Source organism: Pseudomonas sp. K8 (genome assembly GCF_014889455.1).
GTDB lineage: Bacteria > Pseudomonadota > Gammaproteobacteria > Pseudomonadales > Pseudomonadaceae > Aquipseudomonas > Aquipseudomonas veronii.
The window spans coordinates 77,197-95,289 of record NZ_VJWO01000016.1 but is presented as its reverse complement, the minus strand read 5'-3'; the positions used below and the strand labels follow the sequence as shown (position 1 = coordinate 95,289).

General features: G+C 59.3%; 10 protein-coding genes. 6 read left to right on the top strand and 4 right to left on the bottom strand.

Features of this window, described 5'->3' with window-relative positions:
* The first annotated feature begins 46 nt into the window (after positions 1-46).
* On the top strand, positions 47-718 hold the full coding sequence (locus tag INT12_RS14075; RefSeq protein ID WP_193040685.1) for a DUF3313 domain-containing protein: 672 nt from the start codon (positions 47-49) through the stop codon (positions 716-718).
* A 13-nt stretch (positions 719-731) separates the two neighbouring features.
* Here INT12_RS14075 and INT12_RS14070 read toward each other — a convergent pair whose 3' ends face one another.
* The 3 genes from INT12_RS14070 to INT12_RS14060 all read right to left on the bottom strand — a co-directional run bounded on the left by INT12_RS14070 (position 732) and on the right by INT12_RS14060 (position 6,544).
* Positions 732-2,132: a DUF1254 domain-containing protein gene (locus tag INT12_RS14070; RefSeq protein ID WP_017846277.1), complete on the bottom strand. Its 1,401-nt coding sequence runs from the start codon at positions 2,130-2,132 to the stop codon at positions 732-734.
* Between the two features lie 164 nt (positions 2,133-2,296).
* The gene (locus INT12_RS14065; protein ID WP_193040684.1) at positions 2,297-2,662 is read right to left on the bottom strand and encodes a response regulator; all 366 of its coding nucleotides are present in this window, start codon (positions 2,660-2,662) and stop codon (positions 2,297-2,299) included.
* A 147-nt stretch (positions 2,663-2,809) separates the two neighbouring features.
* Positions 2,810-6,544, bottom strand: coding sequence for a hypothetical protein (locus INT12_RS14060; protein WP_319017504.1), 3,735 nt, complete (start codon positions 6,542-6,544; stop codon positions 2,810-2,812).
* 167 nt (positions 6,545-6,711) lie between these two features.
* Between INT12_RS14060 and INT12_RS14055 the strand changes: the two genes are divergently transcribed.
* From INT12_RS14055 to INT12_RS14035, 5 genes are all read left to right on the top strand, one after another.
* Positions 6,712-10,209 (top strand): response regulator, encoded by a 3,498-nt coding sequence (locus tag INT12_RS14055; protein ID WP_193040683.1) that lies wholly within the window; start codon positions 6,712-6,714, stop codon positions 10,207-10,209.
* Positions 10,210-11,040 carry a CheR family methyltransferase gene (locus INT12_RS14050; protein ID WP_169884331.1) on the top strand — a complete coding sequence of 277 codons (831 nt, stop codon included), beginning with the start codon at positions 10,210-10,212 and terminating at the stop codon, positions 11,038-11,040.
* Positions 11,037-11,636: a chemotaxis protein CheB gene (locus INT12_RS14045; RefSeq protein ID WP_017846272.1), complete on the top strand. Its 600-nt coding sequence runs from the start codon at positions 11,037-11,039 to the stop codon at positions 11,634-11,636. The genes INT12_RS14050 and INT12_RS14045 overlap by 4 nt, the downstream gene beginning before the upstream one ends.
* A complete protein-coding gene (locus INT12_RS14040; RefSeq protein ID WP_017846271.1) occupies positions 11,630-12,823 on the top strand; it encodes a hybrid sensor histidine kinase/response regulator in 1,194 nt (397 codons plus the stop codon). The genes INT12_RS14045 and INT12_RS14040 overlap by 7 nt, the downstream gene beginning before the upstream one ends.
* A 78-nt stretch (positions 12,824-12,901) precedes the next feature.
* A complete protein-coding gene (locus tag INT12_RS14035; RefSeq protein WP_017846270.1) occupies positions 12,902-13,279 on the top strand; it encodes a response regulator in 378 nt (125 codons plus the stop codon).
* 50 nt (positions 13,280-13,329) lie between these two features.
* Here INT12_RS14035 and INT12_RS14030 read toward each other — a convergent pair whose 3' ends face one another.
* Complete coding sequence (locus INT12_RS14030; protein ID WP_193058885.1) at positions 13,330-18,093, bottom strand: hypothetical protein; 4,764 nt, start codon at positions 18,091-18,093, stop codon at positions 13,330-13,332.

The following is an 18,093-nucleotide window of genomic DNA, read 5'->3' as shown; positions in this document are numbered from 1 at the left end:
TACCTACAGCTCAACGTTCTGATGATGACTGCCAAGGAGTTCGATGATGAAACTAAGGCTAATGATCAGCACGCTCTGCATCGCCACGATCGGGATGGTGGGCTGTGCCAGCCAAGTCACGCAACCGGATGAGTATTCAGGATTCCTGTCCAATTACAGCCGCCTCAAGCCGGCCAAGTCGCCTTCGGGCGTCGAGGTGCTGCGTTGGGTCGATCCGAAACTGGATATGAGCCGCTACAACGCGGTGTATATCGAACCGACGCAGTTTTACCCCAGGCCCCAAGCCACCGCGAAAATTCCTGAGAGCACGTTGCGTGGCATCAATGACTACTTCAACCAGGCCCTCAAGCGCGAAGTCGGCAAGTCATTGCCCCTTGCCCAAGGGCCCGGCGCCGGAGTGTTAGTGGTGCGTGCGGCGATTACGGCAGTCAGCAGCAAAACCCAGGGCCTGAAACCTTATGAGTTCGTGCCGGTCGCCCTGGTGGCCGCTGCGGTGAGTAGCGGCACCGGCATCCGCGACCAGGACACGGTGCTGGGCACCGAGGCGCAGTTTCTTGACGGCGCCAACGGCAAGGTGGTTGCGGAGGTAGTACGCAAGGGCACCGGCAAGCCGCTGGAAAACGACTCGCAGGTGATGACGCCCAATGACGTGAAAAGCGTGATCGACGGTTGGGCGTCGGATTTGCATCAGTCGTATCTGAAACTGAAAAAGCGGTAAGTCGCTTGCCGTATCACTTCAGTGGCGTCAGCGGCGGCAGTTTCCACTGGCCGTTGTTCGCCTCGGGTTTGGGCAGGTACAGGCGCAACACCGCGTAGAACGGGCCGGGCGGTGCCGGCAACCAGTTGCTCTGTTCGGCTTTTGGCGGTTCGTGGTGTTGCAGCGCCAGGGTCAGGCCGCCATCGGCGTCCAGTTTGAGGTTGGGTAACATCCGCGAATTGATCACATAGCGCTTTTTGTGGTTGGGCACCAGCAACTTGGTCTTGGCGTTGTACAGGGTCAGTGACCAGAAGGCGTCGACCGGCGGTAGTTGGTCCTTGGCGAAGTGGACGGTGTAGCTATGGCGCGCGCCGTTGGCGGGCTTGCCTTCACTGTCGACGACGTAATTGAAGTAGGTGGCTTCATCGGCAGAGTTGCCGAAAAGCCCCACCTCGGCACCGGCATAGCGGTACAGGTCGTTGTTTTTCAGGTGATCGCGGTTGCCGAACAGGTCGCCTATGGCGACCTGCTGGGTGTCGAGTTTGTCTTTTTTGAACGCCGCGAACTCAGCCTTGGCGTCGGCGATCCCGTCTTCCAGCGCTTTACGCTGTTCGGCGCTCAACTGGTTGACCTTGAACGGCGCGCCCGGTGCGATGCCGATGGTGGCAAAGCGTGCGAGCTGGTCTTTCTCGCTGTCCTGGGGGGCAGCGAAGGCGAGCATGAAGTTCAAGTAGCGAAACAGTTGCGGGCCTTCGGTCATGTTGGCCAGCGGCTTGGGCCAATCGATCTTCGGCGCTTTGGCCGGGGCGGCTTGTTTCACATAGCTGCTGAGCGACTGCACTTTGTAGCCATTCTGGATCTGCTTGACCTTGTTCAGGTCCTTTTCATCAAACAACTGCGTGCGGTACAGCGCATAAGCGAGGTTACTTTCGCTATACACCACACGATCCACATCGACCGGCTGCTGACCTTTCCAGTCGGGCCCGGCGATCATGTAGTGGCCGCCATTGTTGCCGGTGCTGCGCGTGCCCAGGTACGCGAAGTTATGCGTATAGAGGTCGACCAGTTGCACCGAGTAATAGCGGTTGTCTTCGATCTTGGGCAGCGTCAGCACCAGCGGCTCGCTACGCAGGTCCATCCAGACGAAGGAGTAGGGCGTGTCGGGGTTCGGCGTGGCCAGTGTGGTGTCTTTGGGGGTGAAGACCTGGGCGGTGTTGCCGATATGGTTGAACGGTGCCTTGAAGTTGACGCCGCCCTTGTCGACCGCCTGGGTGTAGAGCGTTTTGTACATTTCCACGACCGGGTAACCATACAAATAGGCTTCCTTGGCGATTGCCCGAGCCTCAGAGGGGGTGGCCGTGAAGTCGGCCCAGGCGCCAGAGCTCATGAGTATCGAGAGGCTCGCCAACAGCAGGCGCGTCGGTTTTCCAATCATCTTGTTGCGTCCTTCCAGAGGGCTTGTGAGGAGTACTATTGAATGGTGTGGCAAAGCGGCGAGTTTCCAACTTTATTGGCCGAACGTCACGTTAATCCCGGTATGACGTACAGCTTGACGTAAAAATGCCGCCTCTGTGGGCGGCATTGGACAAAAACGCAACGTCAGGCTGCGTCAAGCATTTGCTTAACCTTATTGCGCAATTGATCGATGGAGAACGGCTTGGCGATCGATTGCATGCCCGGCTGAACCTCGATGCTCTCGGGATAACCACTGGCAAACAGGACCGGCAGTTGCGGGCGCAGTTCACGCGCCTGGGTGGCCAAGTCCCGGCCGTTCATATCGGGCAGGCCGACATCGGTCATCATCAGATCAATGACTTCATTTGTGTTCTCTACGAATTCAAGCGCCGATTTGGCGTCTTCAGCCTCCAGCACACGGAACCCCAGCTCTTCGAGTACATCGACGATCAGCATACGCACAATGGAGTCGTCTTCGACTACGAGAATGGTTGAGGTGGGTGCCGACATAGTGAACATTCCTGAAAAAGTGAAGGTGCTGGGCGCGACAGGTCTAAAGGCAATCCACTAGTGAGTAGCGACAAGGCCAGCAAGTTCCGAAAAATTGCTGGCATTGTGAGCTTCGCGCCGGAGAATGTCGCGTCAGGGGCGGAAAAACTACAACGGGACCGACGCGATACGGTGGACCTGTGCGGAATCGCGGTAGAACTGCATGTCACCGGACTCAAAATAACTCACTTGATACTCAGGCGTGCCCGGATTCGTACCGTAAGCCCGATGCTGAAACGGGCTGGTGCCGCGGTTCAGGGTACGTTCCAGGCCATTTTTCATGGCCTCGGCCGAGTCAAATTGGGCCATCCCGAAATTCGGATCGAAGTAGAACCAGACGGGTTTGTCGTCACGCACCATGACGCCGGCCAGCAGGGCGTGATCCTTCGTTGCAATCCTCAGGCTCCTTGGCGGGTTCGCATCGGTCAGCTCGGTGGCGATCTGATGATAGGGAATCTGCCTGGGCTGCTTGCCCATATGAAAGGTATCCACGTGTTTGACTGCTTCATGAAACGACCTGAGGGTGCGGATGAACTGCGTCGCCACAGGGTCCCGTGGATCGGCGGCCGCCTTGAACATATTGCCCAGGTAGGTCGTCTCTTGGCCCGATTGCATGGACAGTGCCAGGGTATTGGCGATACCCGCACATTCGCCTGGTGAAGCCAGATTGACTTGGCTGAGGTAAAACTCCTGGGGCATCGGGGTCAAGGTGCCGCCGACGGCGTGGATATCCCGCTGGAACAGGGTAAAGCCTTCCTGGATCAGTCTGACTTTCTTGCGTTCGATCTGTTTGACCAGCGTGCCGACGTCTTCGGCGCCGAGCCACCCACGGGAGACCAGCATCTGAAGCTCGAGAATCGTCGAGTCTGACGAGAAGCCCGGCACCTTGTGCGGGTCACCGTTCGCATAGCCGGCGTTGAAGTCGGAAACCTTCTCGGGGCGTTGCGCGCGTTTCAACTCGTTTTCGAACTCTTTGGGTGCATATTGACCGAGTACGGTCGGCGGGCCCTCCGGCGACTGTATTTCGCCCGCCAGCTTCTTGTAGAGCCAGTCGGTGAAGCTCTGGTTGATCTGCCCCTTCGCCGACACCGTGGTGGGTGCGAAGCCCTGGAGTGGCCCGCCGTAGGCGCGCATTTTTTCCGCGTCGAAGGCATACCATTGGCCATTTTTCAGCACCGCGGCACCGTCGATACTGTGTTCGCCGATCTTTACGGTGCCTGTGGCGACGACGCCATGCTCGTTGCTGGCGGCTTTGAGCAGGTCGTAACGGCCCGACGCGCCACGCAATGCGTTCACACCTTGCGCGCCTTTGGCGCCGAGGAACTTGAGCCCGCCACCGGCCAGGCGGGCCCCGCCAACCGCCAGGTCGCCTGCGCCGCTCAGCGGGTTGAATGCGCCGAACGTGGCCATGCCGATGACTTTGGCCGACCGTGCCACCTTGGTCGCCGCCGAAACGGTGGTCCCTGCGATCTTGACCACTTTTCCGGCCGCACCCACACCCGCCGTCACGATGCCGAACGCGTCCAGGCTCAGATCGATCAAGCCTTCAGCAATGTTGCCGTTGCGGAAGTGGTTGATCGCGGAGCGCAAAGGGACCAGGTCCAACAGGAAGTTTTCAATCATGTCGGACCGGTTCCGAATATTGTCGTCGGTGGTGAGGCCACGCGCCTGTTGCTTGATCGCCGGATCATCGAGGTTGATATGTTCAACGAAGGCATCGGCGATCAGTTGGACGCGGGGCGAGGCGAAGGTATCGCTGGGTGAATCGCCAGGCGGTGTCTGTTCTGTGTCAAGCGTGGTTTGACCGGCGCTGGGGGTGAACACCTTTGTTTCAGAGACGATATTCGCCTTCCGTGAAGAGCCAGGCTGTGCCTGCCACTGCGGAATACTGCGGATAGCGCCGGCGTTGAAGTCGATCTCATAGGCCGTGGTCACCCCACCGCGCTCGATCCTTACCAGTAGTTCTTCGCCTTTGGGCAGCTCGGTTTTGTCACTGAACAAACCCAGCCCAAGTTTATGGGCGTGATTTTGATAAAAAGTGACGTTGCCATATTCAAAGTTTTTTCGGTCGTCTGCCGGCAACTGGCTGATCAAGTGCTTGATATACGTGCCGACGGCGTTCTTCTTTTCCTCGATCACCTGCTTGAATTGCGACTCGAACGCCGTGGCCACCCCAAACTCGGGATTGGCGTTCAACGCCCCCACGGGGATACGGCTGTCACGGGAGCCGTAGACCGCGTCGGGTCCAACGTCCATCATCGCGACATCCAGCAGCGAGTGCACGCCCGGCACCTGATTTCTACGCCGGATATCCCCGCCCGGCATATGGGTGACGCGAATCAAGGGTTCTTCGAACAGCGCCTCCTTGTCGGGAAAGCGTTGTTTCAGCTCGGCCAATGCCATCGCTTTACGGGACGGGATGTCTTTGTCGAAGGCCTCTGAGGCGGCCAGCATCACGGACTGGCGTTCGCTGAAGCGAGTCACCAGGTTGTTCAGTTCATCGGACGCGTACAGATGCTCGGCTTTTTTCTCCAGCAGGCCATTGGCCGTGCCCCAATCGATCAAGGCGTTACGTTGAGCGGTGTTCGTCATGTTCACGTCTGCGCCGCTGGCGTGTTCGGCTTCCAGCATGACCGCGGCGAAGCTCATATTGGCGACCCGGCCGGGTATGTGCGCGTCGACCATCGTCGCGGCGATTGCGAGGTTGACCCAGGCCGGGCTGCCAAAGGTCACGCTGTCGGGAATGTCCTTGACCAGAAATACCGGCGCACGACCCGCCAGCAGCAGCTGGGCGGCTGCGCCAGCCAGTTCTGGGCTGGTTTTACCCTGAGCCACCAGGTGTTGGCGCAGGGCATCGACGATTTGGGTGGCCGACTTGCCCCTGAGTGAGTCGTCGGCCAGGTCGAAGCCGGCCACGTTGTTGCGTTGGGGGGCGGTGATGGACTCTGGGTCCAGCTGCAGTATCACGGCCGCGAGCAGGTAATCGAGGCTGCTGCTATCGGTGGCAATGCCCTGCATCTGTTCCTGAAGCGCGTGGCCCAATGATTGTGCTTCTGGCGAACTGACAAGGGCGTTCAACGTCGCGCCCGGGCTCGTCAGCGCTTCGGCCGCGAGAGGGGTTCGATGCCGCAGGAACTCCAGTATCCCGCCAGTGGTGTGCTTGAGCGGCTGTTTTTGCCCAAGAGGGTCGGTGTAATCCAGGGTGCGGGTGCGCAAGCGCTGTTGCTCATCGGCGCTCAAGGGCACCGGCCAGCTGAGGGCGCCGCCCAGGTTACCCAACGGGTGCGCCTGGGATCGGGCGGCCATGGCGTCCGACAGCCCGGTCAGGGATAAATGGCTATAGGGTGAAAGCAATCCTCCCTGGCGATTGATAAAGCTATCCACGCTGGTGCTGCCGCCGACTTCGCTGTGATAAGCCGAGTCGGGGTGAACGTCCATCGGCGTGGTCTTGAGGGCTGCCTGCACGGCCGGGGTGGAGGCGTCAGGCCCAAGCCGCAGGGCGATTTCGTTGAGTTTGTCGGCGAGTGTTTTGAGGTTGTGATAATGCCCCAGCTTCGCCTTGAGGCTGGCGCTTTGCGCGACGGTGACGCTGGCTGGCGGCTGCACCGTTGGCGCGGGCGAATCGTGGCTGGGGACGGGTGTCAACGTCGGCGGTGTAGCGGCGGGTATTGCGGGTGGCGTGGAGAGCGGCATCAATGAAACGCTGGGGAGGGTTTGCAAGGAAATAGTCATACGAGCACCGTTTTGTTGAACAGAAGGTGAGCGCCTTTCTCGCGGAGTTTCCTTATTCCCAAGACGCTTTAGTCTGTGGAAAGGCTGATCAACCAGGTTCCGGTTCAGCACGGGCGGAGTGTGAGCAACTGAAACTGCGACGGGATGTGGGCGGTGTTCAGGGTGCCGTTGCCCGATTACGCCGTTTCGGGTTGCAGCGGTTTATGGCAGAAAAATAGCGTTCAACCGCAACTTTGGGGCAAACTCCCGGTTTTTCCGCATTTGGCCAAGGCATGCCCATGACTCCCGCGTCGATCGTCGATGAAAAGAGCTTTCGTAAGCTGTTGAGCCGCAACGTCGCACTGCCCCTCGGTGTAGGTGTGCTCAGCGCGGTGTTTTTTGTGTGCCTGATCACTTATTTGTTGTCGGTGATCCAGTGGGTAGAGCACACCGACCGGGTCATCAATAACCTCAACGAAACGTCCAAGCTGACGGTTGACCTGGAAACCGGCATGCGCGGCTTCCTGATCACCGGCGACGAGCATTTCCTCGACCCCTATGAAGTGGCCAAGCCGCGGATCATTGCTGACTTACACAATTTGCAGGAACTGGCGGCGGACAACCCCCAGCAGGTAGATCGCCTCAAGCGTCTGGAAAGCCTGCAACTGGAGTGGAACAACTACGCCCAGTCGATGATTGATATGCAGCGCGAGAACGGCGACTACCGCAGCGCGGTGAAAGCCGGCCGGGGTAAACGCCTGACCGATGAGATTCGCAATGAATACGACGATGCGGTGGCGATGGAGCAACAGTTCCGGATTACCCGCAACGCGGAAGTCACCCGTACCACCCTCATCAGCGTCACCCTGTACTTGGTGTTCGTGCTGGGGCTGAGTGGCTTTCTGGCTTACATTGGTCGTAAAAATTTACTAGCACTTTCAGATAGTTATAGTGCGAACTTCGCGTCGCAACAGAAGATCGCACTGCGTCTGGAGCAACAAGCTTGGCTGCGCAATGGCCAGACCGAACTGGCCGAACAGGTGCTCGGTCAACTGACCCTGAACATGTTGGGGCGCAATATCCTGCAGTTCTTTGCCCAGTACATGGGCTCGGTGGTGGCGGCGCTGTATGTGCGTGAAGAGCACGGCGGCCTCAAGCGCGTGGCCGCCTATGGTTTCTCCCGCGAGCAGGAGCAGCAGGAGCAGGCGATCTACAGCGACGAAGGCATCGTGGGGCAGGCCGCCCAGCTCGGTCGCCTGATTCGCCTGGACGACGTGCCGGTGGATTACTTCAAAGTGAGTTCCGGCCTGGGCGAAGGCACGACCCGTAGCGTGCTGGTGGTGCCGACCAGCGATGACGACCGGATCAACGGCGTGATCGAACTGGGTTTCCTGCGCCCGCTGCAGGAGCGCGACATCGAACTGCTGGAACTCATCGCCGGCAATATCGGTACCTCCATCGAAGCCGCCCGCTATCGCCAGCGCTTGCAGGAAGTGCTGGCCGAGACCCAGCAGCTCAACGAAGAGCTGCAAGTGCAGCAGGAAGAGCTCAAGACCGCCAACGAAGAGTTGGAAGAGCAATCGCGCATCCTCAAGGAGTCCCAGGCCCACCTGGAAACGCAACAGGCGGAACTCGAGCAGACCAACGAGCAATTGGCCGAGCAGACGCTTACCCTGGCCGAGCAGCGCGATGCCATGGACCGCAAGAACGTCGAGCTCAACCAGGCCCAGCTTGAGCTGGAAGACCGCGCCGACGAGTTGCAACGCTCGAGCAAGTACAAATCAGAATTCCTCGCCAACATGTCCCACGAACTGCGCACGCCGCTGAACAGCTCGCTGATCCTGGCCAAGTTGCTGGCGGAGAACCCTCAGGAAAACCTCAGCGCCGAGCAAGTCAAGTTTGCCGAGTCGATCTATTCCGCCGGCAATGACCTGCTCAACCTGATCAACGACATCCTCGATATCTCCAAGGTCGAAGCCGGCAAGCTGGAAATGCGCCCGGAAAACTCCAGCGTGGCGCGCCTGGTCGATGGCCTGCGCGGGATGTTCGAGCCGCTGGCGGCTGATCGCAAGCTGGGGTTCCAGGTACAGGTGCAGGAAGGTACGCCGACCATGCTCTTTACCGATCGCCAGCGCCTGGAGCAGATTCTCAAGAACCTGCTGTCCAATGCGGTCAAGTTCACCGAGCAGGGCCAGGTCAGCCTGTCGGTGTCCCGCGCGCCGGGGGAGGGCGTCGCCTTTACCGTGCGCGATTCCGGGATAGGCATCGCCCCGGACCAGCAGGAGAGCATCTTCGAAGCCTTCCGTCAGGCCGATGGCACCACCAATCGCCGGTATGGCGGCACCGGCCTGGGCTTGTCGATTTCCCGCGACCTGGCCGCGTTGCTCGGCGGTTATATCAGCGTCACCAGCGAACCTGGCAAGGGCAGCACGTTCACCCTGGTCATCCCGGAGCAGTACGTCGAACGCGAGGAAGACGCTGCGCCTATCGAGCAACCGCGCCAGGTGATTGCCGCCCCGGCGCCCAAGCCCATCGCGGTCTCGCCCCTGCCGGTGGCCGATGCCACACAGATCCCGCGCTTTGCCGACGACCGTGAGAAAGCGCCGTTCGCCACGCGCTGCATCCTGGTGGTGGAAGACGAACCGAACTTCGCGCGCATCCTGTTCGACCTCGCCCATGAGTTGGGCTACCACTGCCTGGTAGCCCATGGCGCGGATGAGGGTTACAGCCTGGCCGAGGAGTACATCCCCGACGCGATCCTGCTCGACATGCGCCTGCCGGACCATTCCGGGCTGACGGTGCTGCAACGCCTCAAGGAACACGCCAATACCCGCCACATCCCGGTGCATGTGATCTCCGTGGAAGACCGCGTCGAAGCCGCCATGCACATGGGCGCCATCGGTTACGCGGTGAAACCTACCACCCGCGAAGAGCTCAAGGAGATATTCACGCGCCTGGAAGCCAAGCTGACCCAGAAGGTCAAGCGCGTGCTGCTGGTGGAAGACGATGACCTGCAGCGCGAGAGCATTGCCCGCCTGATCGGCGACGATGACATCGAGATCACCGCCGTCGGCTTTGCCCAGGAAGCCCTCGACCTGCTGCGCACGAACATCTACGACTGCATGATCATCGACCTCAAGTTGCCCGACATGCTCGGCAACGAGCTGCTCAAGCGCATGGCCACCGAGGATATCTGCTCGTTCCCGCCGGTGATCGTCTACACCGGGCGCAACCTGACCCGCGACGAAGAGGCCGAGCTGCGCAAGTATTCGCGCTCGATCATCATCAAGGGCGCCCGTTCGCCGGAGCGCCTGCTCGACGAAGTCACACTCTTTTTGCACAAAGTCGAATCGCAGCTGTCCCATGAACGCCAGAAGATGCTCAAGACCGCGCGCAGCCGCGACAAGGTCTTCGAAGGGCGCAAGATCCTGTTGGTGGACGACGATGTGCGCAACATCTTCGCCCTGACCAGCGCCCTGGAGCACAAAGGCGCCGTGGTGGTGATCGGGCGTAACGGCCATGAAGCCATCGCCAGGCTCAATGAAGTCGATGATATCGACCTGGTGCTGATGGACGTGATGATGCCGGAAATGGACGGTTACGAGGCCACCGCCCTGATCCGCCAGGACCCGCGCTGGAAGAAGCTGCCGATCATCGCCGTGACGGCCAAGGCCATGAAGGACGATCAGGAGCGTTGCCTGGCGGCCGGCTCCAACGATTACCTGGCCAAGCCGATTGACCTGGATCGCCTGTTCTCGCTGATTCGCGTCTGGTTACCGAAGATGGAACGTATTTAAGTGGAACGCAGTTTTTTGGAAAAAAGCAGTGATATTGAGCTGCGCCTGCTGATTGAGGCGATCTACCTCAAGTACAGCTATGACTTTCGCGACTACTCCGGTGCGTCGGTCAAACGCCGTGTGGCCCACGCCCTGCGCCAGTTTGAATGCGCGACGATTTCGGCGTTGCAGGAGCGCGTCCTGCACGATCCGGCAGCGTTCATGCAATTGCTGCAGTTTTTGACGATTCCGGTCAGCGAGATGTTTCGCGACCCGTCGCACTTCCTCGCGATCCGCCAGGAAGTGGTGCCGCTGCTCAAGACTTATCCGTCGATCAAGATCTGGATCGCCGGTTGCAGCACCGGGGAGGAGGTGTACTCCATGGCGATCCTGCTGCGCGAAGAAGGGCTGTTGGAACGCACCATCATCTACGCCACCGACATCAACCCGGCATCGCTGGATAAGGCCAAGCAGGGGATTTTTTCCCTGGAGAATGTGCGTGCCTATACCGCCAACTACCAGCAGGCCGGTGGGCAGCGTTCCTTTGCTGATTACTACACGGCGGCTTACGATCATGCGATCTTCGACAAGACGTTGCGCGAGAATGTCACGTTCGCCGATCACAGCTTGGCAACCGACAGTGTGTTCTCAGAAACTCAATTAATTTCATGTCGCAATGTATTGATTTACTTCAATAAAAAATTGCAGGATCGGGCGTTTGGATTGTTTCATGAGTCGCTGTGTCATCGTGGCTTCCTGGTGCTGGGCAGCAAGGAAACCCTGGATTTTTCTGCCTACAACAAGCAATTCGAGCCCTTGGTCAAACAGGAACGGATCTACCGGAAATCATGAACGACGCTGCCGCCAACCCCATGTGTGGGATAGAAGCCATCGTCGTCGGCGCGTCCGCCGGCGGCGTGGAGGCGTTGCTGAGTATTTTTGGCGATCTGCCGCAGGCCTTCGGGCTGCCGATCATTGCCGTACTGCACCTGCCGGACGAGCGCCGTAGCCAGTTGGCGGAAGTGTTTGCGCGACGTTTGCAGATTCCGGTACGCGAAGGGCAGGACAAGGAAGTGATCCAACCGGGCACCTTGTACTTCGCCAGCCCCGGCTATCATTTGTCGGTGGAGCATGACCGCAGCCTGTCTTTGAGCCAGGAAGACCGGGTACACCATTCCCGGCCCGCCATCGATTACCTGTTCGCCTCGGCCGGCGATGTCTACGGCAAGCGCCTGCTGGCCATACTGCTGACCGGTGCGAACCAGGACGGCGCCCAAGGGCTGGCCCACGTCAAGCAATCGGGCGGTATCACTGTCGTACAGGACCCCGACGAAGCACGAATTGCCGTGATGCCGCGGGCGGCCCTGGCCCTGCACACGCCTGATCATATTCTGACCTTGAGCCGCATTGCCTCATTGCTGGCTTCCCTGGAATCTTCCCCATGTTAAGTACTATCCAGGCCAAACTGCTGATCGTCGACGATCTGCCGGAAAACCTGCTGGCCCTCGAAGCGCTGATCAAGCGCGAGGACCGCCAGGTCTTCAAGGCCTTGAGCGCCGACGAGGCCTTGTCCCTGTTGCTGGAGCACGAGTTCGCCATGGCGATCCTCGATGTGCAGATGCCCGGCATGAACGGTTTCGAGTTGGCCGAGCTGATGCGCGGCACCGAAAAGACCAAGAACATTCCGATCGTATTCGTCAGCGCCGCCGGCCGCGAACTCAACTATGCCTTCAAAGGTTATGAAAGCGGAGCCGTGGACTTCCTGCACAAGCCGCTGGATATCCATGCGGTGAAGAGCAAGGTCAATGTGTTCGTCGACCTGTACCGCCAGAGCAAGGCGATGAAACAGCAGGTGGAAGCGCTGGAGCGCAGCCGCCGCGAACAGGAGTTGCTGCTGACACGCCTGCAGGCCACTCAGGCTGAGTTGGAGCAGGCGGTACGCATGCGCGATGACTTCATGTCGATCGTCGCCCACGAAGTCCGCACGCCACTCAACGGGCTGATTCTCGAAACCCAACTGCGCAAGATGCACCTGGCCCGGGACAACGCCGCCGCGTTCACCCTGGACAAGATGCGCGCCATGGTCGACCGCGATGAGCGGCAGATCCAGAGCCTGATCCGGCTGATCGAAGACATGCTCGACGTGTCGCGCATCCGCACCGGCAAACTGTCGATTCGTCCGGCGCGCTTCGACCTCACGCAACTGGTGCGCAACCTGCTGGAAAACTTCGCGCCGCAAGTGGCCGCCGCCGAGTCGTCCATGCAACTGGAGGCGGAAGGTCCGGTGGAAGGCAGCTGGGATGAATTCCGCATCGAGCAAGTGGTGTCCAACCTGCTGACCAACGCCTTGCGCTATGGGGCCAAGAGCCCGGTGGGCGTGCGGGTGTACAGCGAACACGGCGAAGCACGGCTGGAGGTGCGGGACCACGGGATCGGCATCAGCGCCGATAATCAGAAGCGCATTTTCCAGCAGTTCGAACGCGTGTCCGCCAGCCATGTGGCCGCCGGTCTGGGCCTCGGGCTGTTTATTTCCGAACAGATCGTCGCGGCCCATGGCGGTACCATCGAGGTGGAGAGCCAGATAGGCGAGGGCGCCCTGTTCCGGGTGTGCCTGCCCCTGGACGCGTCGGCGTGAAAACAATCGTCACTTCGACGCAACCTCTGCGTGACTGCATGGTCGTAAGTGCAGCAATTGACCGGACAAAGGCTTCCCATGAGTGAAGATGCACAAGATGTCGTTCTGATCGTCGAGGACGACGAATCGATTATGTTTGTCCTGGATGAATACCTCAAAGGCCTGGGCTATCGGGTATTGAAGGCGATCAATGGGGAGCAGGCTTTTGAAATCCTCGCCAGTAAACCGCACTTGGACCTCATGGTGACGGACTATCGCCTGCCTGGCGGCGTCACCGGCGTGCAGATCGCCGAGCCGGCGGTGAAGTTGCGCCCGGAGCTGAAGGTGATTTTTATCAGTGGCTACCCGCAGGAAATTCGTGACTGCGACAGCCCGATCACACGCAAGGCGCCGATCCTGGCCAAGCCGTTCGACCTGGATACGCTGCAAGAACATATCCTGCGGTTGTTGGCGTGACACCTGCATGTGTCAGTCCAACAACCGCTGATGCCCCTGGCCGGTCAGGATTACCAGGCAAGCACCTCGTCCTTTGCATGTGAATCAAGTACCCGTGCGGGGTTGGTTCCCTCGAAGAGCTCAAACGATCCATCGGGTTTTATGTCAATACGGTTGGCCGTTGCGATCGTAGTGGACGCCGGGTATTTGTTTGCGATGTTGAACAGCACTTGTTCACCGGCGTCACCTTGTTTCAGAGCGATGCCTAATCCCGGAATGGTCCGGACATAATCGCCGCCCACATAAATCACTTTGCTTGTCTGGTCTAACGATCCCTCCAGTTGTTTCAGCACGCGCTGTTGTTCTGTCGTCGGCACGCCGCCTTGGAAGTGCATTAATGTTCGTTTCTGGTAGACACCCTCTTTCAAGTCGGTAAGCACCGCCAGGGCCGTACAATCACTGATGCCACTGGTGCTGATGATTGCGGTCGGGTCAGTGACGGTGACGTCCTTGTAATCCGACATAGCGATGTGGTGGGTCGGGGCGGGGGGCTTCAGGTGAGTAACCGTCGTCGGGATGGATTCTTCATAAAGCCGTTTGACCGGTCTGTCATGAAGACTCGCGGTGCTTATCCACGACTCGTGATGGTCGCTGATCTTGAATTCAAGTTTTTTGGGGTCATTGCTATAAGTTTTGTATTGGACCGGCAGCTTCTTGTCATTGAATATTTTTTCGAGACCACGCCTCATCATGGCCTCGCTTGAAAACTCGGCCACTCCAACATTCGGGTCGTAAAAAAAGAACTTCTTACCGTCGCCATCCGGCACGGACCCGGCCACCATCGCATGGCCGGGAGAGTCGATCATCACGGTCTTGCCCCCAGGCGCATTGGCCAGTTCCGTAATCATGTCCTGATACGTTACCTGGCGCTGTGGGTTACCGGCGTGAAACATGAACGGTGTACTGATGCTTTTTTGCACATCGTCTAATGTGCGAGCAAATACTCGCGACCCCTCAGCCCGCGGATTGGCGGCGGCAACGTACAGGTTGTCAATAAATACGCGTTCTTTTCCTTGCGCCTTGGCCGATGCGAACGTACGCGAGAGAGCGGCGCACTGCCCATCGGAAAGGTGGTTGACCTGGCTAAGGTAGATGGTCTGAGGTACGGGGGTGAACGTTCCTCCGACGGCATTTACGTGGGCGTTGAAATGCTGTGTGCCGTTGAGCCCGTGCTGGACAGCCAGCCTTTCCTGCTGGCGGACCAAGGTGCCCACCTCTTTTGCTGTTTTGTCCGGGCGTAGCGCCAGCTTCATCACGTCTTCTGATTTCATGCCCTTGGCATAGCCTTTAATCAGTTCCGGCGCGCCTTCCTCATAGCCACTCTTAAACGCTGCGCTGGGCGTCACCCCATCGCCCTGGTAACGATCCAGTAGCTTTCCCCAGTCTTTTCGAATTTGAATCGACTCCGGCGAGAGCGCGCGCTGCGTGTTTTGCCACGCATGAAGCTCCTGAGTACCGCCTCGTATTGACGGCTGGAAATCGTCCAGTGCTTTGCCAAACGGGCGTCGGGTCGTCGTATCAAAGGCATACCATTTACCGTCCTGAAGAACCGCGGCACCTTGCAAGGTCTCGCCGGACGTCTTGAAGGTACCCATCGCTGCTGCGTCGTATTGTTTGCTCGCGGCGACCAGGTCGTAGCCAGTGTGGGTGCCGCGTAGGTGCCGGATGTCTTGAATCGTGTCGGTGATGACGCGTTTACCGACGCTTGCCACGCCGCGACCGGTAGCGCGCAGTAAATCCGCTGCGCCGTCCAACGGATTAACCAGGCTGATCGCGCTCAACCCCAGGGTCTTTCCTATATGCAAGGCCTTGCTACCCGCAGACAGGGTCTTGGTTGCAACTTTAGCCAGTTTCCCTGCGGTGGAGGCTCCAACGGTCATGATGCCAAACAGGTCAAGTGATAAGTCGATGATCCCTTCGCCGAGGTTGCCCTCCGTAAAATGCTTGATGGCTGACCGTAATGGGATCAGGTTAAGAAGCAACTCATTTAACTTTTTGTAAAAGGGCACCTCGGACTCAACCGTCGTCACCCCCCGAGCCTCGGCCTCCAGCGCGCCCCATACGCTGCTGACCTTGGCCACCGTGGCACCGATGGCCGCGCTCCGGGGGCTGGCGAAACTGTTCAACGGCCCGGCGGTGTCGGTGTTTTCTTGTAGCAGCTGTTGCCGTACCAGCGGGGAACCTTCATCGGGAATGGACAGTGTGACGGGGACCATGTCGGTATACGGCGTGTTGTTATCGCGCGGTTTTCCGTCTTCTATATGAGCCCCAGGCTGATAACCGGGCTGGAAATCGCCGAGGTCCCCGCGTTTGGTGAGCGTGTTCTTCTGGACATTCAGTTCATAGGTATGGGCAATCCCGTCGCGCATCACTTTCAATAGCACAGGGTTGCCGTCGGCAGCCGGGACCCGGACGATACCGCTGAGCTGATGTTCGCCCTTGAACTCCTTGAAGATCGAAAGGCTTCCGTATTCGATATTCTGCCGGTCCTCCAGCGGCAACTGGGCGATCAGGTGCTTGACCTGCGTGGCGACGCTGCTGTCGAGGGCGCGACCAAACTGTTGGAACTCACTGACGAATTCCCTGCTGATATTTTTCAGGTTTTGCGTCTTGCTCAAGACCTCATCGAGGGTGAAGTTGGGCGTGTTGGCAGCAGAGCGTCCGGGGCCCCTGCGCGGTGGTGTGTAAGGCTCGATCACCCATTGGTTGGGGTGTGACGCGTTGTTGTGCCTGGCCGGGTGGTAGGGCACATTGGGCGGGTTGTGCAGCATGTTCTCCATGTACAAGTCCAATATCGAATAGGGCCCGGGTCGATCTTTATCGTCAGTGTCCAGTACGATGCACTTCAGTTCCAGGCGCGCGTCATCGCCCAAAACTTCGCGCAGTTCGGCCAGGGCCATCTCCTTGCGAGACGCCGGCGCGGGCGTGCGCTGTGCTTCGGAAGCTGTTCGCAGTTCGCCGACCTGTTGGTTAAAGGCGTCGGCGATGGTTTGCATATCTGCAGGCGACGTCACACTTGTGACGATGCTGTTGGTCAGGCCCCATTCCTTGAGCGCGTCATGCTGGGCGACATATTCGATCTGACGCTGAGCCTGGGACACTGGAGCGATATCCGCGTACAGCATGACCTCGCCGTAACTCATGGTGGATGCCCGGCCCGGCGTCTCAGCCTCTATGCGCGCCACCGCGGTACTGAAGCTGACGTGGGCGGGGGAGCCGTGAGTGACCGTGGCGGGGATATCCTTGACCAGCAACTCTGGCGCCTTGGAGGCCAGTTTCAGGTTGGCCTGGATATTGGCTTTTTCCGGTGACGAAGCCTCTTTCGTGACGTAGTACAAATGGTCGGCCACACGCTGGGCCGTCTCTGATAAGGGTTTGCCTTTAAGCTGCTGGCCGGCCAGGTCAAAGCCTGAAATGTGCTTCTGGGGCAAGGTTGCCTGGGTGAATGCATCGGTGTAATTCAGGTTCAAGGCCGCCATTAACCAGTCATTGACGCTGCCTTTGACCGACAGTGTGTTGAACTTGGCCTGGATGGCCGCCCCCAGCGCCTGGCCCCTGGGCGACTGGATGATGCGGTCGAGCAGTTGCCGTGGGTTGCGAAGCTCGTGGGCTTCGACTGCTACACCTGGCATCAACGCTTCCAACACATTGCGGTTGCTCCCCAGGTTCAGGTCACCCACATTGCCGTGCTGCAAGAACGCCAACAGTTGGCGCTGGGTGTCCGTGTCAATCGGCTGCGGCCAGGACAGGGCGCCGCCGTAGTTACCATGGACGGGGCTTCGCGGTGTGGGGGTGAGGAGGAATAGCCTGAGGTTCTCCACTTCCTGTGCGGTGCCGGGTTTTTCAAAGCCGTGGTATTCAAGAAAATCAGCCAGGTTAGCCACGCCTCCTTGCTGCACGCCTCGATCCCGTTCGTATGAGGAGTGGGGGTTCAATTCGAAGGTGGTTTCACGCAGATACGCGGGGACCTGCGACAGCTGAAGGCTGCCTGAGGCAAGCACTGTCCCCAGATGCTTCAACAACACAGTCGCTTGGTGCCGGTTGTTGATGTTCCCCAGCAGCGTCTGCTGCTGTTCGAGTGCGTCCTCGCTGCGCGTTTCCTGGAGCCCAGGGAATACAGCGGGGTCAAGCGGGGCAAAGGTTTTATCGCGCTCCAGCGCGGCGGCGCGTTGCTGGAGTTCGGAAGGGGCGATTCGCGTCGGCTCTTTGTAGAACTGCCCAACCAGCCAGGCCGGCGCACGGTTGGCGCTCTCGGACGACGGAAGGGGAAACGGCCTGTTCCTGTCGGAGATGACCCCTCCGATATTCATTAACGGTTCTCGCACCGCCGACCAGCGCTTGTCCTCGCTCGCACGCAACTGTAAGGGCGCATTGAGCGAAACATCTGGGGTTACACGGTAGGTGACTTGACCACTTTGCGGCAGGATTTTGATCGAGTCGGGCAGGGCTCTGACCGTGAGCCGCCAGTCGAGGAACTCCGGCGACCGAGCGGCATTGCCTAGCAACTTCCACCACTGGCCAAATGTTGAATCCGGCGGAATATCCACCATGATCGCGTTGTCGTGGGCGGGAACGCCGCTGAAGCCCTGCAATGCCTTGCCGTAGTTCTGCGCCAACGCACTGTCGCCCCTGGCCCGGGGGGAATTGCCAGGGGCAGAGAGGTGGGGGCTTTCGCGGTCAGGCTCTACAGCTACCTGCTCGACTGGCTCCAGCGTGTCGCTGGCAATGGAAGAGTGCGGGGGAAAAGCGTGGGCAAGGCTGTTGGAAATCGTCAT